This window comes from Streptomyces sp. NPDC044044 (genome assembly GCF_056434405.1).
Genome location: NZ_JBWKFG010000006.1, coordinates 371,234 through 395,548, shown reverse-complemented (window position 1 = coordinate 395,548; position 24,315 = coordinate 371,234). Strand labels below are relative to the sequence as shown.

General features: G+C 71.1%; 24 protein-coding genes. 16 read left to right on the top strand and 8 right to left on the bottom strand.

Features of this window, described 5'->3' with window-relative positions; all coding sequences use genetic code 11:
- Nucleotides 1-44 precede the first annotated feature (44 nt).
- Nucleotides 45-1,025 carry a J domain-containing protein gene (locus AC07AG_RS24310; RefSeq protein ID WP_478757597.1) on the top strand — a complete coding sequence of 327 codons (981 nt, stop codon included), beginning with the start codon at nt 45-47 and terminating at the stop codon, nt 1,023-1,025.
- A 22-nt stretch (nt 1,026-1,047) separates the two neighbouring features.
- Nucleotides 1,048-1,395: a rhodanese-like domain-containing protein gene (locus AC07AG_RS24305; RefSeq protein ID WP_478757596.1), complete on the top strand. Its 348-nt coding sequence runs from the start codon at nt 1,048-1,050 to the stop codon at nt 1,393-1,395.
- A gap of 65 nt (nt 1,396-1,460) precedes the next feature.
- On the opposite strand, the gene AC07AG_RS24300 is transcribed toward AC07AG_RS24305, so the two are convergent.
- The 6 genes from AC07AG_RS24300 to paaA all read right to left on the bottom strand — a co-directional run bounded on the left by AC07AG_RS24300 (nt 1,461) and on the right by paaA (nt 6,382).
- Nucleotides 1,461-2,597 (bottom strand): acyl-CoA dehydrogenase family protein, encoded by a 1,137-nt coding sequence (locus AC07AG_RS24300; RefSeq protein ID WP_478757595.1) that lies wholly within the window; start codon nt 2,595-2,597, stop codon nt 1,461-1,463.
- A gap of 177 nt (nt 2,598-2,774) precedes the next feature.
- Nucleotides 2,775-3,848: a 1,2-phenylacetyl-CoA epoxidase subunit PaaE gene (gene paaE, locus AC07AG_RS24295; protein WP_478757593.1), complete on the bottom strand. Its 1,074-nt coding sequence runs from the start codon at nt 3,846-3,848 to the stop codon at nt 2,775-2,777.
- Nucleotides 3,848-4,357, bottom strand: a complete 510-nt coding sequence (gene paaD, locus AC07AG_RS24290) for a 1,2-phenylacetyl-CoA epoxidase subunit PaaD (RefSeq protein ID WP_478757591.1) — start codon at nt 4,355-4,357, stop codon at nt 3,848-3,850. The genes paaE and paaD overlap by 1 nt, the downstream gene beginning before the upstream one ends.
- Nucleotides 4,351-5,100, bottom strand: a complete 750-nt coding sequence (gene paaC, locus AC07AG_RS24285; RefSeq protein WP_478757589.1) for a 1,2-phenylacetyl-CoA epoxidase subunit PaaC — start codon at nt 5,098-5,100, stop codon at nt 4,351-4,353. The genes paaD and paaC overlap by 7 nt, the downstream gene beginning before the upstream one ends.
- A complete protein-coding gene (gene paaB, locus AC07AG_RS24280) occupies nt 5,097-5,387 on the bottom strand; it encodes a 1,2-phenylacetyl-CoA epoxidase subunit PaaB (protein ID WP_160506146.1) in 291 nt (96 codons plus the stop codon). The genes paaC and paaB overlap by 4 nt, the downstream gene beginning before the upstream one ends.
- The gene (gene paaA / locus AC07AG_RS24275) at nt 5,384-6,382 is read right to left on the bottom strand and encodes a 1,2-phenylacetyl-CoA epoxidase subunit PaaA (RefSeq protein WP_478757587.1); all 999 of its coding nucleotides are present in this window, start codon (nt 6,380-6,382) and stop codon (nt 5,384-5,386) included. The genes paaB and paaA overlap by 4 nt, the downstream gene beginning before the upstream one ends.
- Nucleotides 6,383-6,609: 227 nt before the next feature.
- Here paaA and AC07AG_RS24270 point away from each other — a divergent pair, with 227 nt between their 5' ends.
- Genes AC07AG_RS24270 through AC07AG_RS24260 form a run of 3 tightly spaced genes read left to right on the top strand, consistent with a single transcriptional unit; the run spans nt 6,610 to nt 9,519 of the window.
- Nucleotides 6,610-7,479, top strand: coding sequence for a DUF5819 family protein (locus AC07AG_RS24270; protein ID WP_478757586.1), 870 nt, complete (start codon nt 6,610-6,612; stop codon nt 7,477-7,479).
- Nucleotides 7,476-8,723 (top strand): HTTM domain-containing protein, encoded by a 1,248-nt coding sequence (locus AC07AG_RS24265; RefSeq protein WP_478757585.1) that lies wholly within the window; start codon nt 7,476-7,478, stop codon nt 8,721-8,723. The genes AC07AG_RS24270 and AC07AG_RS24265 overlap by 4 nt, the downstream gene beginning before the upstream one ends.
- 16 nt (nt 8,724-8,739) lie before the next feature.
- Complete coding sequence (locus tag AC07AG_RS24260) at nt 8,740-9,519, top strand: TrmH family RNA methyltransferase (protein WP_478757583.1); 780 nt, start codon at nt 8,740-8,742, stop codon at nt 9,517-9,519.
- 15 nt (nt 9,520-9,534) lie between these two features.
- On the opposite strand, the gene paaN is transcribed toward AC07AG_RS24260, so the two are convergent.
- Nucleotides 9,535-11,226: a phenylacetic acid degradation protein PaaN gene (paaN, locus tag AC07AG_RS24255; protein ID WP_478757582.1), complete on the bottom strand. Its 1,692-nt coding sequence runs from the start codon at nt 11,224-11,226 to the stop codon at nt 9,535-9,537.
- 195 nt (nt 11,227-11,421) lie between these two features.
- Here paaN and AC07AG_RS24250 point away from each other — a divergent pair, with 195 nt between their 5' ends.
- Nucleotides 11,422-12,939, top strand: a complete 1,518-nt coding sequence (locus AC07AG_RS24250; protein WP_478757581.1) for a 3-hydroxyacyl-CoA dehydrogenase — start codon at nt 11,422-11,424, stop codon at nt 12,937-12,939.
- Nucleotides 12,936-13,529 carry a TetR/AcrR family transcriptional regulator gene (locus AC07AG_RS24245; RefSeq protein WP_478757579.1) on the top strand — a complete coding sequence of 198 codons (594 nt, stop codon included), beginning with the start codon at nt 12,936-12,938 and terminating at the stop codon, nt 13,527-13,529. Before AC07AG_RS24250 ends, AC07AG_RS24245 begins: the two co-directional genes overlap by 4 nt.
- A 43-nt stretch (nt 13,530-13,572) precedes the next feature.
- Here the strand turns inward: AC07AG_RS24245 and AC07AG_RS24240 are convergent, their stop codons facing one another.
- Nucleotides 13,573-14,082: an Lrp/AsnC family transcriptional regulator gene (locus AC07AG_RS24240; RefSeq protein ID WP_478757919.1), complete on the bottom strand. Its 510-nt coding sequence runs from the start codon at nt 14,080-14,082 to the stop codon at nt 13,573-13,575.
- Nucleotides 14,083-14,287: 205 nt separating this feature from the next.
- Here AC07AG_RS24240 and pdhA point away from each other — a divergent pair, with 205 nt between their 5' ends.
- From pdhA to AC07AG_RS24195, 9 genes are all read left to right on the top strand, one after another.
- On the top strand, nt 14,288-15,442 hold the full coding sequence (pdhA, locus tag AC07AG_RS24235) for a pyruvate dehydrogenase (acetyl-transferring) E1 component subunit alpha (protein ID WP_478757577.1): 1,155 nt from the start codon (nt 14,288-14,290) through the stop codon (nt 15,440-15,442).
- Nucleotides 15,439-16,467 carry an alpha-ketoacid dehydrogenase subunit beta gene (locus AC07AG_RS24230; RefSeq protein WP_478757575.1) on the top strand — a complete coding sequence of 343 codons (1,029 nt, stop codon included), beginning with the start codon at nt 15,439-15,441 and terminating at the stop codon, nt 16,465-16,467. The genes pdhA and AC07AG_RS24230 overlap by 4 nt, the downstream gene beginning before the upstream one ends.
- On the top strand, nt 16,467-17,993 hold the full coding sequence (locus tag AC07AG_RS24225) for a dihydrolipoamide acetyltransferase family protein (protein ID WP_478757573.1): 1,527 nt from the start codon (nt 16,467-16,469) through the stop codon (nt 17,991-17,993). Before AC07AG_RS24230 ends, AC07AG_RS24225 begins: the two co-directional genes overlap by 1 nt.
- Nucleotides 17,994-18,086: 93 nt before the next feature.
- Nucleotides 18,087-19,220: an NTP transferase domain-containing protein gene (locus AC07AG_RS24220; RefSeq protein ID WP_478757571.1), complete on the top strand. Its 1,134-nt coding sequence runs from the start codon at nt 18,087-18,089 to the stop codon at nt 19,218-19,220.
- On the top strand, nt 19,217-20,926 hold the full coding sequence (locus AC07AG_RS24215) for a molybdopterin molybdotransferase MoeA (protein ID WP_478757570.1): 1,710 nt from the start codon (nt 19,217-19,219) through the stop codon (nt 20,924-20,926). Before AC07AG_RS24220 ends, AC07AG_RS24215 begins: the two co-directional genes overlap by 4 nt.
- Entirely contained in the window at nt 20,923-22,035 is a 1,113-nt protein-coding gene (locus AC07AG_RS24210) for a potassium channel family protein (protein WP_249588838.1), read from the top strand. The genes AC07AG_RS24215 and AC07AG_RS24210 overlap by 4 nt, the downstream gene beginning before the upstream one ends.
- A 39-nt stretch (nt 22,036-22,074) precedes the next feature.
- Nucleotides 22,075-23,052 carry an NAD(P)H-quinone oxidoreductase gene (locus AC07AG_RS24205; RefSeq protein ID WP_478757568.1) on the top strand — a complete coding sequence of 326 codons (978 nt, stop codon included), beginning with the start codon at nt 22,075-22,077 and terminating at the stop codon, nt 23,050-23,052.
- A 203-nt stretch (nt 23,053-23,255) separates the two neighbouring features.
- A complete protein-coding gene (locus AC07AG_RS24200; protein WP_478757566.1) occupies nt 23,256-23,630 on the top strand; it encodes a hypothetical protein in 375 nt (124 codons plus the stop codon).
- A 106-nt stretch (nt 23,631-23,736) separates the two neighbouring features.
- Nucleotides 23,737-24,279, top strand: a complete 543-nt coding sequence (locus AC07AG_RS24195) for a bacterial proteasome activator family protein (RefSeq protein ID WP_363314693.1) — start codon at nt 23,737-23,739, stop codon at nt 24,277-24,279.
- The last annotated feature ends 36 nt before the right edge of the window (nt 24,280-24,315 follow it).

Genomic DNA, 24,315 nt, shown 5'->3' with positions numbered 1-24,315 from the left:
CGACGCACGGACAGGGCGGTGTCGCAGTGGCCTAGGCTGGACGGGTGACAACCCCGGAAGCCGAGCCGACGCAGCCCCAGACGCCTGACCTCGAACCCGATCTGGATCCTGAACCGGATCCCGCGCCCGTGACCGCTGGTCGCGAAGCTTCAGACGGGGCTTCAGGCGGGGCGACCGAAGGGGCTTCCGAGGGGGCTCCCGGCGAGACTCGTGAGGGGGCTTCCGACGGGGCGGCGGGGCAGGGCGGCGCCGCGCGGCCCGAAGACCGGCTGGAGAAGGCGGTCCGGGCGGCCGAGCAGGCGCTGATCGAGTACGAGATCGCCGTCGAGACGTTCCGGGTCGAGGTCGAGAACTTCTCCCGGCTCCACCACCAGAAGCTCGGCCCGATGTACGCCCGCCTCGACGAGCTGGACGCCGAGATCGCGGAGGCTCTCGCGGCCCGCAGCGGTGATCCGGAGGACCGGCGCAAGGCGGACGAGGCGCGGGCGCGGGTCATGCCGATGCCGGGCGTCGAGGAGCTGTTCCACGGCTGGATGGACGGCGAGGGTCTCTATCCGGAGGCCGCCGCGATGCTGACCGATCAGTCGGTGCGCCCCCCGCAGCGGGTGCGGCCCAGCGACGAGGCCCGCAAGCTCTACCGCGAGCTCGTCCGCAAGTCCCATCCCGACCTGGCCCAGGACGACGGTGAGCGCAGCCGCCGCGAGGAGTTCATCACGCGGGTGAACGCCGCGTACGCCCGTGGGGACGAGCCCCTGCTGCGGGAGCTTTCCGCGGAGTGGGCGGCCGGTCCGGTGGCCGAGCAGCAGTGGCCGAACAAGAGTGAAGAGCTCTACGCACGCCTTGAGTGGCTCGCCCAGCGCAAGGAGCTGCTCAGCGTGGTCGCCCGGGAGCTGGAGGAGGGTGCGATCGGCGCGATGCTGCGGATGGCGCCGGACGATCCGGACCAGCTCCTCGACGAGATCGCCGAGCAGTTGCTCGCGCAGGTCACCGAGCGCGAGGCCGAACTCGCGCGGCTGACCGCCTAGCCGGTCGGGTAGCGTCGGGGGCATGGCTTTCGGATCACATGTGCCCACGGTCGGCGTCAACGACCTCGCGAGCGGCGACTTTCTCCTTGACGTCCGTGAGGACGAGGAATGGCAGGCGGGTCACGCCGAGGGTGCGCTGCACATCCCGATGAGCGAGTTCGTCTCCCGCTACGGCGAGCTGACCGAAGCCGCCCCGCAGGACGGCAAGGTCAATGTCATCTGCCGGGTCGGCGGACGCTCTGCGCAGGTGGCCATGTACCTCCTCCAGCAGGGCATCGACGCGGTGAACGTAGACGGTGGCATGCAGAGCTGGGAGGCCGCGGGCCGGCCCGTCGTCGACGACAAGGGCCAGCCGGGCACCGTGGTCTAGCGTCCGGGAGCTTGGCCCGCGGTCCCTCATCCGCCGCTTCAGCCGCTTCAGCTGAATCCGCCGCTTCAGCCGCCGAGCGGGTGGGCGGCGAGCAGGTCGCCCAGTGCCTCCTCGTGCGCTGCTGCCGGGCCCAGGGACAGCTCCAGCTGCTTGGCCCACGCGTGGTACCGGTGCAGGGGGTAGTCGGTGTCGGATCCGAAGCCGCCGTGCAGATGCTGGGCCGTCTGCACCACTCTGCGTACGCCGTCCGACGCCCAGATCTTGGCGACGGCCACGTCTCCCGTGGCGGGCAGGGCGCCGCTCGCGCCGGTACTGATGCGCCAGGCGGCCTGCCAGAGGGTGACCTCCATGGCGCGCAGGTCGATGTAACGGTCGGCGGCCTGCACGGCTACGGCCTGGAAGGTGGCGACGGGGAAGCCGAACTGCTCGCGCTTGCTGGTGTATTCGCTGGTCATGCTCAGTACGCCCTCGCCGAGGCCGAGCGCGAGGGCGCACGTCCCGGTGGCGAGCAGATCGCGCAGCCAGTCCCAGGCTCCGTCGGCCTCGATGACGCCGGCGCCGCCGATCCGTACGGAATCCAGGCCGAGTTCGCCGAGGCGCTCACCGTTCGTGGACACCTGATCGGCGAGCGTGAGGCCTTCGTGCTCGCGGGGGATCAGGGCGAGGACGGCCCGCCCGGCGGATGTGTGGGCGGGCACCACGATGATGTCGGCGTTCTGCGCCCAGGGCACTGCTGTCTGTGTGCCGTCGAGCAGCCAGTCGTCGCCGTCCTGCCGTGCGGTGACGGAGAGTTCGGCGGGGTCGTGGCCGCTGCGGCCGTTCGCCGCGACGGTCAGGACGAGTTCTCCGCGGGCGGCCTTCGGCAGGATCCGCCGCTTCAACTCCTCGCTGCCGTACGTCTGTACGGCATAGGCGGCCGCGCTGCTCTCCAGGAGCGGGACGCGGGCGAGCTTCTTCGCCGACTCGCGCAGCACGAGGCAGAGGGCGATGGCGTCCAGGCCCGCACCGCCGTGCTCGGGGTCGAGGAGCAGGCTGAGCAGGCCGGATCCGGCGAGCTTGGACCACAGGGCGCGGTCGAAGTCTTCTGCGACGGCGCCCGGTGCGAGGGCGGGGCTCGGCACGCCGTCGGGTGCGACGGAGGCGAAGAGCGCCTTCGCCGCCTCGACGGCCGCCTGCTGTTCCTCGGTGAAGGTGAAGTCCACTGCTTGTCCTCCCGTGCACCGGCCCGACGGCTCTGTCTCTGCTTCTGCCTACGCCCGCTGTTTCTGACGGGTCGTCAAGATAGAACAGGTTCTACGGGAAGGGAACAGCGAAGGGGTCAGGGAAAGGGGACAGGGAAAGGGCATAGGGAAGGAGAGCGCGCCGGGGCAGCGAAGGTCTCAGCGGTCGAAGTCCAACTCCACCGTGTCCGTCGCCGGATGCGACTGGCACGCCAGCACATACCCCGCCTCGGTCTCCTCCGGTTCCAGCGCGAAGTTGCGGTTCATCCGCACCTCGCCCGAGACCCGGAAGGCCCGGCAGGTCCCGCACACCCCGCCCTTGCAGGCGTACGGCGCGTCCGCGCGGTTGCGCAGCACGGTGTCGAGGAGGGACTCCCCGTCCTGGACGGGCCAGGTGCCCGAGCGCCCGTCGAGCGTCACCGTCACGGTGCTGTGCGCGGGGGTGGCCGTGGTGGCGGGCGCCGGGGAGGCGAGGCCGTCGTCCACGTGGAATATCTCCTCGTGGATGCGCTGCCGCGTCACGCCGAGGCCGCGCAGTGTCTTCTCCGCTCCCTGCACCAGTCCGAACGGACCGCACAGGAACCAGCCCGCCACCTCCTCGACGGGCAGCAGCGCCGGCAGCAGCTTGCCAAGGCGCTCCTCGTCGAGCCGTCCGGAGTCGAGCCCGGACTGCTGCTCTTCCCGGGAGAGCACCGTGACCAGCTGGAATCGGTCCGGCCAGCGGTCCTTGAGGTCGGCGACCTCCTCGAGGAACATCGTCGACGCGGCGGTGCGATCGCTCCGGATGAGACAGAACGTGGCGTGCGGTTCGCGTTCCAGGAGCGTCGTGACGATGGAGAGCACGGGTGTGATCCCGCTGCCGCCGACCACCGCCGCATAGCGCCCGGGTGCCGGTTCCAGCGTGAAGCGTCCGGCCGGGGTCATCACCTCCAGCTCGTCACCGACGGCGACTTCCTTCAGGGCGTACGTCGAGAAGGCGCCGCCTTCGACGAAGCGCACCCCGACCCGCAAGGTCCGTGGCTCCGAGGGGCTTTCGGGGTGGGGCGCGGGGGCGCAGATCGAGTACGTACGCCGGATCTCGGTGCCGTCGACGAAGCGCCGGATGGCGAGGTGCTGGCCCGGTGCGTACCGATACTCGTCGCGCAGGGCGGGCGGCACCTCGAAGGTCAGCGTCACGGAGTCGTCGGTGAGCTGCTCGACCGCCGCTATCCGGAGCTGGTGGAAGCGTGCCATCACAACTCCTTGAAGTGGTCGAAGGGTTCACGGCAGGCGACGCACCGGCGCAGGGCCTTGCAGGCCGTCGACGAGAAGCGGCTGAGCAGTTCGGTGTCGGTCGAGCCGCAGTGCGGGCAGCGGACGGAGAGGGTGAGGGGTATCGGTCCGTTGCCGCCGCCGGGCCCGTCGGTGCTGTGCGGGCGCGGGGGCGCGATACCGAACTCCGCCAGTTTGCGGCGGCCTTCGGCGCTGATGTCGTCCGTCGACCAGGCGGGGGAGAGCACGGTGTGCACGGAGACCTCCGACATGCCGCGCTCGTGCAGTACCTGCTCGATGTCGGCGGTCATGGTCTCGATGGCGGGGCAGCCGGTGTACGTGGGGGTCAGCTCGACGTCGACCTTGCCGATGCCGCGGACACGCACTCCGCGCAGGACCCCGAGCTCGGCCAGCGTGATGACCGGCAGCTCCGGGTCGGGCACGGAGCCCGCGAGGGCCAGGAGCTCTTCCTCGAGGGCGGTGGTCACCATGACGCCCCCGGGTGGCTGCGGTGCAGGTGCTGCATCTCGGCGATCATCCGCCCGAAGGATTCGGTGTGCAGACCCTGGCGTCCCGCGCCCGCCGCCCAGGCTCCTTCCTGGGGGCCCGAGGGCACGGTCAGGGTCGCCTTCTCGATGACGGCGGTCACCGAGGCGGTCCAGCTCTCGCGCAGTGCCTGCCAGTCGATGCCTTCGGAGCCGTCCGTGCCGTCGAGGCCTTCCACCGGCTGGAACATCTCGCCGGTGAACCGCCAGAGCGCGTCGATCCCGCGCTCCATCCGCTCATGGCTCTCCGCCGTCCCGTCGCCGAGCCGCAGCGTCCACTGCTCCGCGTGGTCCTGGTGGTAGGCGACTTCCTTGACCGCCTTCGCCGCCAGTGGGGCGAAGGTGCTGTCCGTGTTCGCCAACTGGCCGTACAGCAGGGTTTGGTAGGTGGAGAAGTAGAGCTGGCGGGCGATGGTGTGGGCGAAGTCGCCGTTCGGCTGCTCGACCAGCTGGAGGTTGCGGAAGGCGCGCTCCTCGCGCAGATAGGCCAGTTCGTCCTCGTCCCCGGCCAGGGAGAGCAGGACGCGTGCCTGGCCGAGCAGGTCGAGGGCGATGTTCGCGAGGGCGACCTCTTCTTCGAGGACGGGTGTGTGGCCCGCCCACTCCCCCAGCCGGTGGGAGAGCACCAGTGCGTCGTCGCCCAGGGCGAGGGCCGAGGCGGTGGCCTTCGGGGTCAGTGGCGCGGTCACAGGTGCTTCACCCCGTCCGGGATGTCGTAGAAGGTGGGGTGGCGGTAGGGCTTGTCGCCCGCCGGTTCGAAGAAGGAGTCCTTCTCGTCGGGCGAGGACGCGGTGATCTGGGTGGACGGCACGACCCAGATGGAGACGCCTTCGCTCCGGCGGGTGTACAGATCGCGGGCGTTGCGCAGGGCCATCTCTGCGTCCGGTGCGTGCAGGCTGCCTGCGTGGGTGTGGGAGAGCCCGCGGCGGGAGCGCACGAACACCTCCCACAGCGGCCAGTCGGTCGAGCTGCTCATGCCTTCGCCTCCCCGTGCTTGGCGGCGAACGCCGCTGCTGCCTCGCGCACCCACGCGCCTTCGTCGTGCGCGCTCTTGCGCTGGGTGATCCGCTGTTCGTTGCAGGGGCCGTTGCCCTTGAGGACCGCCCAGAACTCGGTCCAGTCGATGGCGCCGAAGTCGTGCTGCCCACGCTCCTCGTTCCACACGAGGTCGGGGTCGGGGAGCGTGAGGCCGAGCGACTCGGCCTGGGGGACGCAGATGTCCACGAAGCGCTGGCGCAGCTCGTCGTTCGAGTGGCGCTTGATCTTCCAGGTCATCGACTGCTCCGAGTGCGACGACTCGTCGTCCGGCGGGCCGAACATCATCAGGGACGGCCACCACCAGCGGTCCACCGCGTCCTGCGCCATCGCGTGCTGGGCCTCGGTGCCCCGGCTGAGGGCGAGCAGCGATTCGTACCCCTGGCGCTGGTGGAACGACTCCTCCTTGCAGACGCGGACCATCGCGCGGGCATAGGGGCCGTACGAACAGCGGCAGAGCGGGACCTGGTTCGTGATCGCGGCGCCGTCCACCAGCCAGCCGATCGCGCCGACGTCGGCCCAGGTCAGCGTGGGGTAGTTGAAGATCGATGAGTACTTCTGGCGGCCCGAGTGGAGCTTGTCGAGGAGCTCGTCGCGGCTGGTGCCGAGGGTCTCGGCCGCGCTGTACAGATACAGGCCGTGACCGGCCTCGTCCTGAACCTTGGCCATGAGGATCGCCTTGCGCCGCAGGGACGGGGCGCGCGTGATCCAGTTGGCCTCCGGCTGCATGCCGATGATCTCGGAGTGGGCGTGCTGCGCTATTTGCCTGACGAGCGAGGCGCGATAGGCGTCGGGCATCCAGTCGCGTGGCTCGATGCGCTCGTCGGCCGCGACGGCGGCGTCGAAAGCGGATTCGTGCGCCGCTGTGCGTGCGGCGTCGGCCGCTGCCTGGTCCGGTGCGGACCGGGCCGTCTGATGCTCGGCTGCTGTCGCCATCGCGGTCCCCCTCGACCTTTAGCTAGCTACCGACCGATCGTTCGGTTCGTGGAATTCAATGGTGCGGCTCAGCGCCATAAGGTGTCAACCCTGTGGATAACTTCACGGACGCTGTGCCTGGCGCGCAGGCATGAGTACCGTTCCGGTGCGAAGCGGGCGGTAGAGAGCCGTGTGACGGGCGGGCCGACGGGCGCACACCACCGTGCGGGATCGGGAATCGGGGCGGAATGGACGCGAACGACAACAACGCGAACGAGCCGCCGCTCCCGTCCTTCAACGCCGTCCCCTCACCCTCCGACGGCATCGCGGCCACCTCACCCTCCGGCGGCATAGCGGCCACCTCACCCTCCGACGGCGTCACCGCCCCCCACCCCTCCGACGGCACCCCCGCCACCCGGCCCGCCCGCGCCGATCTGCCCCCGCCCCGCGCAGGCATCGCCGCCCTCTCCCCGCGCTATCAGGTCGCCGCCGCGCTGGCGCTCGCCCTCATCACCGTCACGGCCTGCGTCCACGTCGGGATGCTCTTCCTCCACGTCGCCCCCGCGAACACCATGACCAAGCAGCACGGCCAGGCCGTCGACGACTGGATCTATCCCGAGTTCGAGCAGAACTGGAAGCTCTTCGCGCCCAACCCGATGCAGCAGAACATCGCGGTGCAGGCCCGCGCCGAGATCCGTACGGATGACGGAAGCACCCGGACCACCGGCTGGTACGACCTCTCCGCGCGCGACGGCGCCGCCATCGACGGCAATCTGCTGCCCAGCCACACGCAGCAGAACGAACTGCGCAGGGCCTGGGACTTCTACGTCGCCGCGCACGACGCGCAGAATCGTCCCCGCGGCCTGCGCGGACAGCTCTCGGAGCGCTACATCCGCCGCATCGTCGTGATGCGCGTCGAGCGCGAGGAGCCCATGGGCCGGGGTGCCACCGTCGAGCGTGTCCAGGTCCGCTCCAAGACCACGAACGTGCCCGCCCCCGAGTGGAGCGACGAGAAGGTCACCACCAAACCGGTGCTCCGCCAGTTGCCCTGGTGGCCGGTGACACCTGACGACATGCCGCTGGGCAAGGCCCAGGAGTCCGAGGGGGACACCCGATGAAGCGCTTCGGCTCCGTGCTCGGCCACGGCATCGAACGGATCACCGCATCCGCCCTCGGTCCCTACCAGACCGCAGTGGTCCGCATCGGGTTCGCCGCCACCTGGCTGCTCTTCCTGCTGCGCGAACTCCCCAACCGCCACGAGCTGTACGGGCCCGACAGCCCGTGGAGCTGGGACATGGCCCAGCAGCTCATCGCGGAGAACCACGCCTTCACGGCCCTGATGTGGTCCGACGGGCCCATCTGGTTCGAGGCCCTGTACGCGCTCGCCGTCCTCAGCAGCGTCCTGCTGATGCTCGGCTGGCGCACCCGCACGATGTCCGTGCTCTTCATGATCGGCGTGCTCTCGCTGCAGAACCGCTCGATCTTCATGGGCGACGGCGGCGACAACGTCATCCACCTCATGGCCACCTACCTGGTGTTCACGCGCTGCGGCCAGGTCTGGTCGCTCGACGCCCGGCGCGCCGCACGCGCGCGTACGGCGTCGGCCGGCCGGCCGGAAGATCTGGAGAAGGCGGCGGAGCCCGTCGACCGGGTCGGGCCCGTGCTGTGGTGGATTCTTGGTCTTGGCCTGTCCGTGGTGACGTTCATGGGGGAGCTCAGCGGCGGCTGGCTGCTGGTCTTCTGGGGGCTGTGGCTGTCGCACGGCCTGTGGTGGGCCGTCACGCGGCGCGCACCCGACGGCGAGGGGCGAAGGCTCCTCGATGTCATCGTGAAGCTCGCGCACAACGCCGCACTCCTGGTGATCATGGTCGAGGCCTGTCTGATCTACGCGACGGCAGGCTGGTACAAGATCCAGGGCAGCCGCTGGCAGGACGGCACGGCCATCTACTACCCGCTGCAACTCGACTACTTCTCCCCCTGGCCCGCGCTCTCCGACCTGCTCGCCTCGCACGGCCTCATGGTGATGCTGGTGACGTACGGGACGGTCGCCGTGCAGGTCGCCTTCCCCTTCACCCTGTTCAACAGGCGGGTCAAGAACGTCCTGCTCGCCGCCATGATCTGCGAGCACGCGGTCATCGCCGTCGTCCTCGGCCTGCCGTTCTTCTCGCTCGCGATGATCGCGGCCGACGCGGTGTTCCTGCCGACGTCGTTCCTGCGACGCGTCGGCGGCTGGACGGCACGCGCGCGTGGAGCGCTGTTCTCGCGGTTCTCACGCGGTCGTACGGTGCCGGTGCAACGCGGGGCCGACGAGGAACCGGCCAGGGAATCCACCGAGCACGCGCGCGTAGGCTTCCCTTCATGAACGGGACGTACGCGGGATGAACGGGACGCACCAGCCTGATCCGGACGATGCCCTGCGTGCCTGGCGCGAGGCCGCCGACACCTCCGTGCTCCTCGACGGTTTCCACGCCATCAAGCACGCGCTGCGCTTCGGAGCGCCGATCCCCTCGGCGCTTGCCGGGGACAAGGCCGCGGTCCTCGCCCTTGCCGACGACCTCGCGCCCGATGTGAGGGACGCCCTCGACGCGCTCATCGTCCAGGTCCCCGAGGGCACCCTGCGCGCCCTTGTGCCGCGTCTGCACCCCACAGGGGTGGCCGCCCTCGCGGTCCGTCCGTCCCGTGCCGCCAACCTCGACGCGCTGGCCCGCATGCCGAGGACCGCGCCGGTCGTCGTCCTCGACGACCCCCGCAATCTGGGCAATGCCGGGGCCGTGATCCGGCTCGCCGCGGGATTCGGGGCGACGGGAGTCGTCACGACCGGCACGCTCGACCCCTGGCATCCCACGGTCGTACGCGGTGGCGCGGGCCTGCACTTCGCCACGGCCGTCGAGCGGATGGACGTCCGCGAGCTGCCGCCGGGGCCGGTGTTCGCGCTCGACGCGGAGGGCGAGGACATCCGCGGCCTCAAGCTGCCGGACGACGCCGTGCTGGCCTTCGGGTCCGAGCGCAGTGGTCTTTCCGCGCAACTGCGGGAGCGCGCCGACCACTTGGTGTCGCTGCCGATGCGGCCCCAGGTCTCCAGCTACAACCTGGCCACCAGCGTCGGGATGACCCTCTTCCACTGGTCGGCGGGCAGGCCCCCGGGCACGGAGGCCTGAACCCGCCGCCGAGCGTCAGGCGTCCCTGCGGATCTCCACCACACGGAAGCGGTTGGCCACGAACGCGCCGTCGCACAGGGCGGCGTTCGCCGCCGGGTTGCCGCCCGAGCCGTGGAAGTCCGAGAACGCCGCCGTCTGGTTCACATAGACGCCGCCCGTGAGGTTCAAGGAGAGCTGGGCGCACTCCTCCAGGCAGGTCTCCTCCACGGCACCGGACACCTCGTCCGACGTCGTGTACGCGCCGACCGTCATCGCGCCCTTGTCGCGCACCGTGCGGCGCAGCAACTCCACGGCGTCCGCCGAGGAATCGACCGCGACGGCGAAGGAGACGGGTCCGAAGCACTCGTTCAGATAGACCGCCTCGGCGTCCGGCTTCGCGCCGTCGAGCTTGACGATCACCGGGGTGCGGACCACGGCGTCCGGGAACTCGGGGTTGCTGATCTCCCGTGAGGGGAGAGCCACTTCGCCGAGTCCGGTCGCCGCCTCCAGGCGGGCCTTCACGTCCGGGTTGACCAGGGCGCCCAGGATGCCGTTCGCACGGGCGTCGTCGCCGAGCAGGCCGTTCACCGACGCGGCGAGGTCGGACACCACGTCGTCGTACGACTTCGCTCCGGCGTCCGTGGCGATGCCGTCCCGGGGGATCAGGAGGTTCTGCGGGGTCGTGCACATCTGGCCGCTGTACAGCGACAGGGAGAAGGCGAGGTTGGCCAGCATCCCCTTGTAGTTGTCCGTCGAGTCGACGACGACCGTGTTCACGCCGGCCTTCTCCGTGTAGACCTGCGCCTGGCGGGCGTTGGCCTCCAGCCAGTCACCGAAGGCCGTCGAGCCCGTGTAGTCGATGATCTTGATCTCGGGGCGGACGGCGAGGGTCTTGGCGATGCCTTCGTCCGGCCGCTCGGCGGCCAGGCACACCAGGTTCGGGTCGAAGCCCGCGTCGGCGAGGACCTCACGCGCGATGCGCACCGTCAGTGCGAGCGGCAGCACCGCGCGCGGGTGGGGCTTGACCAGGACGGGGTTGCCGGTGGCCAGGGAGGCGAACAGGCCCGGGTAGCCGTTCCACGTCGGGAACGTGTTGCAGCCGATCAGGAGCGCGATGCCGCGCGCCACGGGTGTGAAGCGCTTGTCCAGGGCGATCGGGTCGCGCTTGCCCTGGGGCTTGGACCACTCCGCGTTGTCAGGGGTGCGGGCCTGCTCGACGTACGCATACGCCACCGCTTCCAGGCCGCGGTCCTGGGCGTGCGGTCCGCCGGCCTGGAAGGCCATCATGAAGGCCTGGCCGCTGGTGTGCATGACCGCGTGCGCCAGCTCGTGCGTGCGTGCGCTGATGCGCGACAGGATCTCCAGACAGACCATCGCGCGCACTTCCGCGCCCGCGTCGCGCCAGGCACGCATTCCGGCGCGCATCGCGGGCAGCAGCGTGTCGATGTCCGGGTGGGGGTACGTGATGGCCAACTCGGGCCCGTACGGAGAGACTTCCGCGCCGGTCCAGTCGTCCGTGCCCGGTTGGTCGAGATCGAAGCGGTTGCCCAGGAGGGCGTCGAAGGCGGCTTTGCCCTCGGGCAGGCTCAGGCTGCCGTTCTCTCCATAGGCCTTGGGGTGCTCGGGGTGCGGCGACCAGTACGCGCGCGTGCGGATCGTCTCCAGCGCCTGGTCGAGTGTGGGCCGGTGCGTGGCGATCAGCTGGTGCGCGGTGAGTTCGGCGGCCATATCGGACCAACTCCTCGTCGAGCCGGCTCTTCGTCGAGCCGGCGAGCTGGGCAGGGCAGTGGGCAGGGACGGACAGACAGAGCTAGAGTAACCGAACGATCGGTCGGGACAAGGGGGTCCGCCGAACCTGTGGACAACTTCTCGCCGGGCACCCCGCACCTTCCGGCGGGCACCTCGTGCGGGAGGATCGCGAGCATGACAGCACTCGAGCTCAGCAGCTCCGTTGCCGTGGTCGGCACCGGCACCATGGGGCAGGGCATCGCCCAGGTCGCCCTGCTGGCGGGCCACCCCGTGCGGCTGTACGACGCCGTGGAGGGCCAGGCGAGGACCGCCGCCGCGGCGATCGGCGCACGCCTGGACCGGCTCGTCGCGAAGGGCAGGCTCACGGCCGACGACCGCGTCGCCGCGGGGGACCGGCTCGCGCCGGTCGACCGTCTTGCCGAGCTGGCCGGGTGCGGACTGGTCATCGAGGCGATCGTGGAACAACTGCCCGTCAAACAAAGCCTCTTCGAAGAGCTGGAAGAGATCGTCGCCGAGGACTGTCTCCTCGCCACCAACACGTCCTCCCTCTCCGTCACCGCCATCGCGGGCACGCTCAAGAAGCCGGGCCGCTTCGTCGGCCTGCACTTCTTCAACCCCGCGCCGCTCCTCCCTCTCGTCGAGGTCGTCAGCGGCTTCGCGAGCGACGAAACGGCGGCCACGCGCGCGTACGAGACGGCGCGGGCCTGGGGCAAGACGCCGGTGCGCAGCGCGGACACCCCCGGCTTCATCGTCAACCGGATCGCCCGCCCCTTCTACGCCGAGGCGCTGCGCCTCCATGAGGAGCGGGTCGCCGACCCGGCCACCATCGACGCCGTCCTTCGCGAATCGGGCGGCTTCAAGATGGGCCCCTTCGAGCTCACCGACCTCATCGGCCAGGACGTGAACGAAGCCGTCACCCGCTCCGTGTGGGAGTCCTTCTTCCAGGACCCCAAGTTCACGCCGTCGCTCGCCCAGCGCCGTCTCGTCGAGTCGCGTCGCCTGGGCCGCAAGTCCGGCCAGGGCTGGTACGCGTACGGGGACGACGCGGCGCGCGCCGAGCCGCACACGGCGGCGCCCGCGCCGGCTCCGGCGTCCGTCGCGGTGCATGGAGACCAGTTCCAGGCGCACGACGTCGTCAAGCTGATCGACGAAGCCGGGATCGACATCGCGCTCAAGGAGCCCTACGACCCCGACCGCCCCGGGTGGATGGAACTCCCCAGCGGCGTCAGGATGTATCTGGCCGACGGTTGCGCCGCGGACGACGCCGAGACGGCGGTGATCCAGTTCGATCTCGCGCTGGACTACCGTTCCGCGACCAGGATCGCCCTGGCCCCCTCCGTGGCGGTGAGCGAGGACCAGCTCCAGGAGGCCGTGGGCCTCTTCCAGGCGCTGGGCAAGCAGGTCAGCGTCATCGCCGACGTCCCGGGGATGATCGTGGCCCGGACCGTCGCCATGCTCGTCGACTTCGCCCAGGACGCCGTCGCGCGCGGTGTCGCCAGCAGGGAGGACATCGACACGGCGATGCGCCTGGGCGTCAACTACCCGCGCGGACCGCTCGAATGGGGCGAGTCGCTCAACCTGCACTGGGCCATCGACATCCTGGAATGCCTGCACCAGGAGTACCCCACCGGCCGCTACGCACCGTCCCAGGCGCTTCGCCGCGCGGCAGCGCGAGAGGACCTCCACTCATGACCACCACCAGGCGTGACACGTACACCCCGGAGAGCCTCCTGACGGTGGCCGTCCGGGTCTTCAACGAGCGCGGCTACGACGGCACGTCCATGGAGCACCTCTCCAAGGCGGCCGGAATCTCCAAGTCCTCGATCTACCACCACGTATCGGGCAAGGAAGAGCTGCTGCGCCGTGCGGTCAGCCGGGCGCTCGACGGGCTCTTCGGGATCCTCGCCGAGGAGCACGCGCGCGTGGGCACCGCCGTGCAGCGCCTGGAGCACGTCACGCGCCGCACCGTCGAGGTGCTGATCGCCGAACTGCCCTATGTGACGCTGTTGCTGCGCGTGCGCGGCAACACGGACACCGAGCGGTGGGCCATGGAGCGGCGCAGGGAGTTCGACCAGCAGGTCGCCGATCTGCTCAAGGAAGCCGTCGCCGACGGCGACCTGCGCTCGGACATGGAGCTGCGCCTGGCCACCCGGCTGCTCTTCGGAATGATCAACTCCATCGCGGAGTGGTACCGACCGGACGCACGCGGCGCCTCGTCGGGACAGCAGGTCGCCGACGCCGTCGTCCAGATGGCCTTCGCGGGGCTGCGCAGCGGCGGCTGACGCACCGGCTCCGGCTGACAGGCCCGCCTCCGCGGCCTGCGGATCAGTTCTCCGCCTCCAGGTCGTCCTCCTCGAAGACCAGCAACGTACGTGTGCTGAGCACTTCGGGGATGGACTGCAGCCGGGTGAGGACCAGCTCGCGCAGTGCGCGGTTGTCCGGCGTGTGCACCAGGAGCAGCACGTCGAAGTCGCCGCTGACCAGCGCGATGTGCGAGGCGCCCGGCAGTGTCCGCAGGTGCTCGCGCACCGTGCGCCAGGTGTTCTGGACGATCTTGAGCGTGATGTACGCGGATGCGCCCTGGCCTGCCCGTTCGTGGTTGATCCGGGCGCCGAAGCCGCGGATCACCCCGTCGTCGATGAGGCGGTTGATGCGCGCGTACGCGTTGGCCCGTGACACATGGACGCGCTCGGCCACGGCGCGTATCGACGCGCGACCGTCCGTGTGCAGGATGTGCAGGATGTCGCGGTCGATGGAGTCCAGGGGGCGGGGCAGGCCCTCCTGGCGGTCGCCGGACCGGCTTTCGGGACGATCACCGTCGCGTCCGTCGGCCATTCGTTCAGATGCCATGTCCCCCCGCCTCCCTACCATGGACGTACTGCATCCATCCCAGGCTGTGCAGAACCGTTTGTCCACAGCCTGGAGGTGCCTGTAGCCAAAATGTGCCGACGACCGAACAATCGGTAGGTGAGGCGCCTCACATTGCCGCGCCTCTTTTGCCGCTCCCACGAGGAGACCGCTTCCACATGGAGGTGCCGACATGACGGTCATGGAGCAGCGGGGCGTCTACCGGCCCACCCCGCCACCCGCATGGCAGCTCAGGACCGATCCCGCGCCGCTGCTGCCCGACGCGGAGCCGTATCGCGTCCTGGGCACGGAGGCCGCCGGCAAGGCCGACGAGGAGCTCCTGGGCCGCCTGTACGCACAGCTGGTGCTCGGACGGCGGTACAACACGCAGGCGACGGCCCTGACGAAGCAGGGCAGGCTCGCGGTCTACCCCTCCAGCACCGGCCAGGAGGCGTGCGAAGTGGCCGCCGCGATGGTTCTCCAGGAGCGGGACTGGCTCTTCCCCAGCTACCGGGACACGCTCGCCGCGGTCGCCCGTGGCCTCGACCCCGTCCAGGCGCTGACCCTGCTGCGCGGCGACTGGCACACCGGGTACGACCCGCGAGAGCACCGCATAGCGCCCCTGTGCACCCCTCTGGCGACCCAGCTCCCGCACGCCGTGGGTCTCGCGCACGCCGCCCGTCTGAAGGGCGACGACGTGGTCGCGCTCGCCATGGTCGGCGACGGCGGCACGAGCGAGGGCGACTTCCACGAGGCGCTGAACTTCGCGGCCGTCTGGCAGGCACCCGTCGTCTTCCTGGTGCAGAACAACGGCTTCGCGATCTCCGTGCCCCTCGACAAGCAGACGGCCGCCCCGTCCCTGGCCCACAAGGCCGTCGGGTACGGAATGCCGGGACGCCTGGTGGACGGCAATGACGCGGCGGCGGTGCACGAGGTGCTGAGCGACGCGGTGTCCCGCGCACGCGCGGGCGGCGGCCCCACCCTCGTCGAAGCGGTGACGTACCGCATGGAAGCCCATACGAACGCCGACGACGCCACGCGCTACCGCGGGGACACCGAGGTCGAGGCCTGGCGCGCGCACGACCCGATCCTGCTCCTGGAGCGGGAGCTGACCGAGCGCGGACTCCTCGACGAGGACCGCAGGCGGACGGCCCGCGACGACGCCGAGGCGATGGCGGCCGACCTGCGTGAGCGCATGAACCAGGACCCCGAGCTGAACCCCATGGACCTCTTCAGCCATGTGTACGCCGAGCAGACCACCCAACTGCGCGAGCAGGCGGCGCAGTTGCGCGCCGAGCTCGAGGCATCGGACGAAGACGACGCGGACGGCGAGGAGAACGCGCGATGAGTACGGTCGCGGCCGAACGGGCCACCAAGAAGGCGGCCAAACCGGCCACCATGGCGCAGGCGCTGGGGCGCGCGCTGCGTGACTCCCTGGCCGAGGACCCGGCCGTGCACGTCCTCGGAGAGGACGTCGGGGCGCTCGGCGGGGTCTTCCGTGTCACCGACGGACTCACCAAGGAGTTCGGCGAGGACCGCTGTACGGACACACCGCTCGCCGAGGCGGGCATCCTGGGGACGGCCGTCGGCATGGCGATGTACGGGCTCCGGCCCGTCGTCGAGATGCAGTTCGACGCGTTCGCCTACCCCGCCTTCGAGCAGCTGATCTCCCACGTCGCGCGGATGCGGAACCGCACGAGGGGCGCGATGCCGCTGCCCATCACGGTGCGTGTGCCCTACGGCGGTGGCATCGGCGGAGTCGAGCACCACAGCGACTCCTCCGAGGCGTACTACATGGCGACTCCGGGGCTCCATGTCGTCACGCCCGCCACGGTCGCCGACGCCTACGGCCTGCTGAGGGCCTCCATCGCCTCCGACGACCCCGTCGTCTTCCTGGAGCCGAAGCGCCTCTACTGGTCGAAGGCCGACTGGAACCCGGACGCGCCGCAGGCCGTTGACCCCATAGGCAAGGCAGTGGTGCGGCGCAGCGGGCGCAGCGCCACGCTCCTCACGTACGGGCCGTCCGTGCCCGTCTGCCTGGAGGCGGCCGAGGCGGCCGTCGCCGAGGGGTGGGACCTCGAAGTGGTCGACCTGCGCTCCCTCGTGCCCTTCGACGACGAGACGGTGGCCGCTTCCGTGCGGCGGACCGGACGCGCGGTCGTCGTGCACGAGTCGGGCGGGTACGGCGGCCCCGGCGGGGAGATCGCCGCTCGCGTCACGGAGCGGTGCTTCCACCACCTGGAGGCGCCGGTCCTGCGCGTCGCCGGATTCGACATTCCCTATCCGCCGCCCATGCTCGAGCGGCATCATCTGCCGGGCGTGGACCGGATCCTGGACGCGGTCGCGCGACTGCAGTGGGAGGCGGACAGCTGATGGCGCCCGGTCTGAATGTGAACAGCCTCGAGTTCAAGCTGCCCGACCTCGGCGAGGGGCTCACGGAGGCGGGGATCACCCGCTGGCTCGTGCAGGTCGGCGATGTCGTGGCCGTGGACCAGCCCGTCGTCGAGGTGGAGACGGCCAAGGCGCTGGTGGAGGTGCCCTGCCCGTACGGCGGCGTGGTGACGGCCCTCTTCGGCGAGGAAGGGACGGAACTGCCGGTGGGCGCGCCGCTGCTGACGGTCGCCGTCGGCGCCCCGGCGGGGAGCCCTGTCCCGGCTCCGGAGGAGCCGGCGGAGCGGGCCCTGCAGACGGCCGCCGCCGAGGAGTCCTCCGGAAACGTGCTGGTCGGGTACGGCACGGCTGCGGCGCCCGCGCGGCGCAGGAGGGTGCGCTCGGCGGGGCCTGTCACGCAGCCCGCGCCGAAGCCTGCCGCGCAGGCCGTCCCGCAGCCCGTCCCGCAGGCCGTCCCGCAGTCCGCCCGGCAGGAGAAGCCGTCGCGGCGGCAGGAGCAGGCCGCCGGGCCGTCCGGGGCCTCGGTTTCTTCGGGGGCGGGCACACTCCCGCGCGCGGACGGCCCGATACCGGTGATCTCACCCCTCGTACGCAAGCTGGCGCGGGAGAACGACGTGGATCTCCGTGTCCTGATGGGCACGGGTCCTGACGGGCTGATCACGAGGGCGGACGTGGAGAGCGCCATCGCGGCGGGACCGGCGCCCGCACACGAGGCCACACCTACGCCTGCGGCCACGCCCATGAGCGAGACCACGCACACACCGGTGGGAGCGGTGAGCGAGGAGCCGCGCGTTGCCCTGACGGGTGCGGAAGTCCGCTATCCGCTGACCGGCATCCGGGGCCTCGTCGCGGACAAGATGTCCCGCAGCAGGCGCGAGATACCGGAAGCCACCTGCTGGGTCGACGCCGACGCGACGGAACTGCTCGCGGCGCGCGCCGCGATGAACGGAGCCGCGAAGGAGGGCGACGGGCGGAAGATCTCGCTGCTCGCGCTGTTCGCCCGCATCAGCGTGGCCGCGCTGGCCCGCTATCCGATGCTCAACTCCACCGTGGACCTGGAGGCGCGCGAGGTGGTCCGGCTCGCCGATGTCCACCTCGGCTTCGCCGCGCAGACCGACCGCGGTCTTGTCGTCCCCGTGGTGCGGAACGCGAACACGCGGACCACCGACTCCGTCAACGCCGAGCTGATCCGGCTCACGGAGGCCGCCCGGGACGGAAAGCTGACGCCGGCGGAACTGACGGGCGGCACGTTCACGCTGAACAACTACGGGGTGTTCGGGGTCGACGGCTCCACGCCGATCATCAATCACCCCGAGGCGGCCATGCTCGGCGTGGGCCGGATCGTGCCCAAGCCATGGGTGCACCAAGGGGAGTTGGCGGTGCGGCACGTCGTGCAGCTCTCGCTGACGTTCGATCACCGGGTGTGCGACGGAGGCACGGCGGGCGGGTTCCTGCGGTTCGTGGCGGACTGCGTGGAGCAGCCCGCGGTGCTGCTGCGGTCGGTGTGAGGAGGCGCGGGGCGGCGGTGTGAGTCCTGGCGCGGTGATGTGAGTCCCCGTACAGGGGGTGGCATTGATCCTTCGTGCGCCCATACTCGGGGGATGACCGCGCAGAGGGTTCCGGGTGGCGCCGTATCCGCCGCCTCGAACGCCGCCCCGACCGATGCCCCGGACGACGCCCCGACCGCCGCCTCGACCGATGCCCAGGACGCCGCCTCGAACGCCGCTTCGGCCGACGTCTCGAAGGCCGCCCCGGCGGATGTCCCCTACGACGATCCGTACGACGCCGTGGTCCTCGCGGGAGGCGGCGCCAGACGGCTCGGCGGTGCGGACAAGCCGGGCCTGCGGGTGGGCGGCCGGGCGCTGCTCGACCGGGTGCTCGGCGCGTGTTCCGGCGCGGGGACGACCGTGGTCGTCGCCGAGCCCCGTCCGACCGCGCGCCCCGTGGTGTGGGCGCGCGAGGAACCCGCCGGTGCGGGGCCGCTCGCCGCGCTCGACGCGGGGCTGCGGTGCACGGGGGCGGAGCAGGTCGTGGCGCTCTCCGCCGATCTGCCGTTCCTGGAGAGGCGGACGGTCCACAGCCTTCTCGCCGCGCTGCGGAAGAGCGGCGCGGACGGTGCGGTGCTGAGCGATCCCGGCGGCCGGGACCAGCCGCTGGTCGCGGCCTACCGCAGTGCGTCGCTGAAGCGTGAGATCGCACTGCTCGCCGCTGAGCACGACGGTCTGACAGGACTTCCGCTGCGGTCCCTCACCGCGCGGCTCGAACTCACCCGGGTCGCCGACCCCGTCGCGTCCTTCGACTGCGACACCTGGGACGACATCGCGGCCGCTCGGGCCCGCATCAGGGAGCATGGGCACGTGTTGGATGAATGGATTTCCGCAGTCAAGGACGAACTGGGCATCGAGCTCGACGTCGACACCGGCTTGCTGCTCGACCTCGCGCGCGACGCCGCACACGGCGTGGCCAGGCCTGCGGCTCCGCTGACCACCTTCCTGGTGGGGTACGCGGCGGCGCGGGCCGCGGAGGGCGGCGGGCCCGAGGCAGTGGCCGAGGCCGCCCGCAAGGCGGCGGCGCTGGCCACGCGGTGGGCGGAGGAGGGCGGCTCCGACGCGGGCGCAGCGCCTGACGCAGCGCCCGACGCGACGCCTGGCGTGGCACCTGGCGTCACGCCGCCGGGTGCCGCTCCCGACCCGGGGCAGGACGCACGGGCCGACATGCGGCCGGATGCCGGATGAGTGGGCAGCCCGCGCCGGACGCCGAGCTCGACGAGGCTCTCGCCCTGGTGAACGACGACCATGGCCGGAGGACCGGCAGGCGCGCCGACGGTGAGCCCGTCGGCGGCGGTCTTCGGGGCGCGGGTGCGTCGGCCGCCCCGGGCAACCTGGGGCACGAAGCCGTGCCCCAGCCTCCGCCCGGCACACCGCCTCCGCCCGGCACACCGCCCGCTCCAGGCGCACCGCCCGCTCCAGGCACACCAGCCGCTCCCGGCACGCCCGCCGCGTCCGCCCCGTCCGCTCCCCCCGGGCAGGGGCCGAAGCCGAACGGAGACCCCCAGGCGGCCAAGCACCGCGACCACCGCGACATCACCCCCTGGCCCGTCGCCCGCACCCTCGCCGGCCGTGCGCCGAGGCCCGTGCCCTCCACCGCCGCGCCCACCGCTGTCCCCCTCGGGGAAGCGCTCGGCCTGGTACTCGCCGCGCCCCTCGTCGCCCTCACGGATCTCCCCTCCTTCGACACCTCCGCGATGGACGGCTGGGTCGTCGCGGGACCCGGGCCGTGGGACGTGCGGGCCGACGGGATCCTCGCCGGGCACGGACGGCCGGACCCGCTCTCCGACGGCGAGGCCGTGCGGATCGCGACCGGGGCGCGGATTCCGCAGGAGGCCACCGCCGTCATCCGCAGCGAGCACGGCCTCACGGACGACAAGGGACGGCTGCACCCCCGGCGTGACGTCGCGCACGGGCAGGACATCCGGCCGCGCGGCCAGGAGTGCCGCTCCGGCGATCAACTGCTGCCGCCCGGCGCCCTGGTGACTCCGGCGGTGCTCGGTCTCGCGGCAGCCGCAGGCTACGACGAACTGCCCGTGGTCCCCCGGCCCAGAGCCGAAGTGCTGATCCTGGGCGATGAGTTGCTGACCGAGGGGCTCCCCCACGAGGGCCTCATCCGCGACGCGCTCGGGCCGATGCTTCCGCCCTGGCTGCGCTCACTGGGCGCGGAAGTCATCGCCGTGCGCAGGCTCGGTGACGATGCCGAGGCGCTCCACCAGGCCATCACCGGATCCGCCGCCGACCTCATCGTGACCACCGGTGGTACCGCCTCCGGGCCGGTCGACCACGTCCATCCCATCCTGCGCCGCATCGGCGCCGAGCTCCTCGTGGACGGCGTCGCGGTACGCCCCGGGCACCCCATGCTGCTCGCCCGCATCCGCCCCGACCAGCACCTCGTCGGCCTGCCCGGCAATCCGCTCGCGGCCGTCTCCGGCCTGCTGACCCTGGCCGAGCCCCTGCTGCGTACGCTCTCGGGGCGACCCGCCACGTCGGCGTACACCGCCGAGCTGCGCGAGGACGTGCACGGGCATCCGCACGACACCCGTCTCGTCCCCGTCATGCTCCGCGCCGACCACGCGGTGCCGCTGCACTACAACGGCCCGGCGATGCTGCGCGGTATCGCGGTGGCCGACGGGCTCGCGGTCGTCCCGCCGGGCGGCGGGCGACAGGGCCAGGAGCTGGAGGTTCTCGACCTCCCGTGGGCCCTCTCGGACGCGGCCACCGGCACGAACGCGGCCACCGGCACGAACGCGGCCACCGGCACGAACGCGGCCACAGCCACACGCCCGGACGCGGCCACAGCCACCGGCCCGAACGCAGCCGCACCCACAGCCGCAACCACAGCCACAGCGACAACCACAGCCGCAGACACAGCCGGGGAGTGTTTCACGTGAAACTTCCCGGCCATGACGCCATCGCCCGCAACCCCGACGAACACCTCGTCACCCACCGGATCAAGCTGCCGCGCCGGGTGGTCGAGCGCCCCCTGCTGCAGGTCGGCAAGCGGCTGATGATGGCGCTCGCCGTGCTCGCCCTGACGACCTTCATCGTCTGGATCGACCGCGGCGGCTATCACGACAACTCGGACGACGGGCTCGACTTCCTCGACGCCGCCTACTACTCCACCGTCACGCTCTCCACCACCGGTTACGGCGACATCGTCCCGTACAGCGACAGCGCGCGGCTCTGCAACATTCTCCTGATCACGCCGCTGCGCGTGCTCTTCCTGATCATCCTGGTCGGCACCACCCTTGAAGTACTCACGGAGCGGACGCGCGAGGAATGGCGTCTCAACCGTTGGAGGTCCAACTTGCGTGAACACACCGTCGTCGTCGGCTTCGGCACCAAGGGCCGCTCCGCGATCCAGACCGTCTGTGCGACCGGTCTGAAGCCCGAGCAGATCGTGGTGGTCGACCCGAGCGCGAAGGTCGTCGACGCCGCCACCGCCGAGGGCTACGCGGGCGTCATCGGCGATGCGACGCGCAGCGATGTGCTGCTCCGCGCCGAGGTGCAGCGCGCCCGGCAGATCATCATCGCGACCCAACGCGACGACACCGCCGTCCTGGTCACGCTGACCGCCCGGCAGATGAACCGCGGGGCCAAGATCGTGGCCGCGGTGCGCGAGGAGGAGAACGCGCCGCTGCTGCGCCAGTCCGGCGCCGACGCGGTGATCACCAGCGCCAGCGCGGCGGGACGGCTGCTCGGCCTCTCCGTGCTCAGCCCGAGCGCGGGCATGGTCATGGAGGATCTGATCCAGCAGGGCAGCGGGCTCGATCTCGTCGAACGGCCGGTGATAAAGGCCGAGGTGGGGATGGGCGTCCGCGAGACGGACGACCTGGTGGTCAGTGTCGTACGCGGGCACCGCGTGCTCGGATACGACGATCCTGCCGTCGGGAAGCTGCAGTTGATGGACCGGCTGATCACCATCGTGCGGGCGACGCCGACGTCACCGATGGCGCCCGACGCCCGGTCGAATCCGCCGCGGGGCGGACTGCGCACGTAGTCGGACCGGCCGGAATCCGCAGGGAGTAGCCTCGCCCGCATGCATGCGATCACGATCCCCGAAGCCGGTGGACCCGAAGCGCTCGTATGGGCCGAGGTCCCCGATCCCGTACCCGGCGAGGGTGAGGTGCTGGTCGACGTCGTGGCCAGCGCCGTGAACCGCGCCGACCTGCTCCAGCGCCAGGGCTTCTACAACCCGCCACCCGGTTCGTCCCCCTACCCGGGGCTCGAGTGCGCGGGCCGCGTCACCGACATCGGCCCCGGCGTCTCCGGCTGGGAGATCGGCGACGAGGTGTGCGCGCTGCTCGCCGGCGGCGGCTACGCCGAGCAGGTCGTCGTCCCCGCCGGACAGTTGCTGCCCGTGCCCGAAGGCGTCGACCTCGTCACGGCGGCCGCGCTGCCCGAGGTGACCTCGACGGTCTGGTCCAACGTCTTCATGATTTCCCACCTCCGGCCCGGCGAGACGTTCCTCGTGCACGGCGGCTCCAGCGGCATCGGCACCATGGCGATCCAGCTGGCGAAGGCCGTCGGTGCCAAGGTGGCGGTCACGGCGGGCACCAAGGAGAAGCTCGACTTCTGCGGCGAGCTCGGCGCGGACATCCTCATCAACTACCGCGAGCAGGACTTCGTCGAGGAGATCAAGAAGGCCACGGACGGCGCGGGCGCGGACGTCATCCTCGACAACATGGGTGCCAAGTACCTGGACCGGAACGTGCAGTCCCTCGCGACCAACGGCCGACTCGCGATCATCGGCATGCAGGGCGGCGTCAAGGGCGAGCTGAACATCGCCACGCTCCTCGGCAAGCGTGCCGCCGTCACCGCGACCTCGCTGCGGGGCCGTCCCGCCGAGGAGAAGGCGACGATCGTCGCAGCGGTGCGCGAGCACGTGTGGCCCCTGATCGCCGCGGGCCACGTACGCCCGATCGTCGACCGGACGGTGCCGATGAGTGACGCGGCGGCCGCCCATCGCGTGCTGGAGGAGAGCTCGCACATCGGGAAGGTGCTGCTCGTCCGCTAGCGCGCGGGGACGTGGCCTCCCGCTGTCCCGCGGCTGTTCCTGCAACTGCTCCCGCAGCTGCTCCCGCTGCCGGGTCGCCGAGACGGTCAAGATGCCGGAGTTGTGTCACTGTGTGACGCTTGATGCAGCTTCAGTGATCTCTCTTGATCTTGGCGACCCGGTAGCGGGAGGGGGTCAGCACGGTGACTCCATGGCTTCGCCCCTTGTTGGTTCTGACGGTGCTCCTGGCCGTCTCACCTGTCTCAGGTGTCTCACCTGTCGCGTACGCCGCCGATCCCTCGCCCAGCGAGACCCGCGCCGGAAGCGTCTCCGGCGACGGCAGGGCCCGGCCCGGACGTGCGGATCCGGTGCCACCACCACCGCCCGCCACGGTGTCCGTACCGGCCGAGAGGCCGGAGCCGCCCCCCGCCGAGAAGGCCGACCGGCAGTCCGCCACCCGGACGACCGCATCCGACGCCACCCGGCGGACCGCCACCGAACCCGCCCTGCCCGGCCTGCGCGTCCTGCCGCTCGGCAGCGGCCTGGTCCTCATCGGCCTCGGTCTCGGATTCTTCGCCGTACGGCTGCGCCGCGGCTGACACGGCTGGCTCCCTCGTTACACGGTCGGCCCCCTCGTACACGGTGGATCAGCGGCAAATGGGGGCACCACCGATGTGTGATGTACGCGTGCGAGAGAATGGCGGCATGGAGATGCCGAGGAACGAACGGTCGCCGGAGAGCCCCCAGGTCCTGGTTGTCGGACAGGACGGAATGGCGCTCGGCGGCGGCGGAGACGACGAATCCCGCGAGGTCCCGGTGACGGACATGGTCGAACAGCCGGCGAAGGTCATGCGTATCGGCAGCATGATCAAGCAGCTGCTCGAGGAGGTGCGGGCGGCACCTCTCGACGAGGCGAGCCGGGTACGGCTCAAGGAGATCCACGCCAGTTCGGTCAAGGAGCTCGAGGACGGTCTCGCCCCCGAGCTCGTCGAGGAACTGGAGCGCCTCTCCCTCCCCTTCACCGATGACGGAGTGCCCAGCGACGCCGAACTGCGCATCGCGCAGGCCCAGCTGGTGGGCTGGCTCGAGGGGCTCTTCCACGGGATCCAGACGGCCCTCTTCGCGCAGCAGATGGCGGCGCGGGCGCAGCTCGAATCGATGCGGCGCGCGTTGCCGCCCGGTGTGGGCGGCGGCGAGGATGAAGAGGACGGCGGTATCGCGGGGCGGACCGGCGGGCCTTACCTCTAGAGGTCATCCGGTACTGAAGACGACACGTACGTACGA

Coding starts and splice junctions, on each gene's coding strand:
- paaD (WP_478757591.1), bottom strand. CDS start 4,357: ATGGTGACCACCGCCCTCGAGGAAGAGCTCCTGGCCCTCGCGGGCTCC.
- AC07AG_RS24260 (WP_478757583.1), top strand. CDS start 8,740: ATGAACGGGACGCACCAGCCTGATCCGGACGATGCCCTGCGTGCCTGG.
- paaB (WP_160506146.1), bottom strand. CDS start 5,387: ATGAGCAGCTCGACCGACTGGCCGCTGTGGGAGGTGTTCGTGCGCTCC.
- AC07AG_RS24240 (WP_478757919.1), bottom strand. CDS start 14,082: ATGGCCGACGGACGCGACGGTGATCGTCCCGAAAGCCGGTCCGGCGAC.
- AC07AG_RS24270 (WP_478757586.1), top strand. CDS start 6,610: ATGGACGCGAACGACAACAACGCGAACGAGCCGCCGCTCCCGTCCTTC.
- pdhA (WP_478757577.1), top strand. CDS start 14,288: ATGACGGTCATGGAGCAGCGGGGCGTCTACCGGCCCACCCCGCCACCC.
- AC07AG_RS24205 (WP_478757568.1), top strand. CDS start 22,075: ATGCATGCGATCACGATCCCCGAAGCCGGTGGACCCGAAGCGCTCGTA.
- paaN (WP_478757582.1), bottom strand. CDS start 11,226: ATGGCCGCCGAACTCACCGCGCACCAGCTGATCGCCACGCACCGGCCC.
- AC07AG_RS24215 (WP_478757570.1), top strand. CDS start 19,217: ATGAGTGGGCAGCCCGCGCCGGACGCCGAGCTCGACGAGGCTCTCGCC.
- paaE (WP_478757593.1), bottom strand. CDS start 3,848: ATGGCACGCTTCCACCAGCTCCGGATAGCGGCGGTCGAGCAGCTCACC.
- AC07AG_RS24305 (WP_478757596.1), top strand. CDS start 1,048: ATGGCTTTCGGATCACATGTGCCCACGGTCGGCGTCAACGACCTCGCG.
- AC07AG_RS24250 (WP_478757581.1), top strand. CDS start 11,422: ATGACAGCACTCGAGCTCAGCAGCTCCGTTGCCGTGGTCGGCACCGGC.
- AC07AG_RS24245 (WP_478757579.1), top strand. CDS start 12,936: ATGACCACCACCAGGCGTGACACGTACACCCCGGAGAGCCTCCTGACG.
- AC07AG_RS24195 (WP_363314693.1), top strand. CDS start 23,737: ATGGAGATGCCGAGGAACGAACGGTCGCCGGAGAGCCCCCAGGTCCTG.
- AC07AG_RS24225 (WP_478757573.1), top strand. CDS start 16,467: ATGGCGCCCGGTCTGAATGTGAACAGCCTCGAGTTCAAGCTGCCCGAC.
- paaA (WP_478757587.1), bottom strand. CDS start 6,382: ATGGCGACAGCAGCCGAGCATCAGACGGCCCGGTCCGCACCGGACCAG.
- AC07AG_RS24265 (WP_478757585.1), top strand. CDS start 7,476: ATGAAGCGCTTCGGCTCCGTGCTCGGCCACGGCATCGAACGGATCACC.
- AC07AG_RS24230 (WP_478757575.1), top strand. CDS start 15,439: ATGAGTACGGTCGCGGCCGAACGGGCCACCAAGAAGGCGGCCAAACCG.
- AC07AG_RS24220 (WP_478757571.1), top strand. CDS start 18,087: ATGACCGCGCAGAGGGTTCCGGGTGGCGCCGTATCCGCCGCCTCGAAC.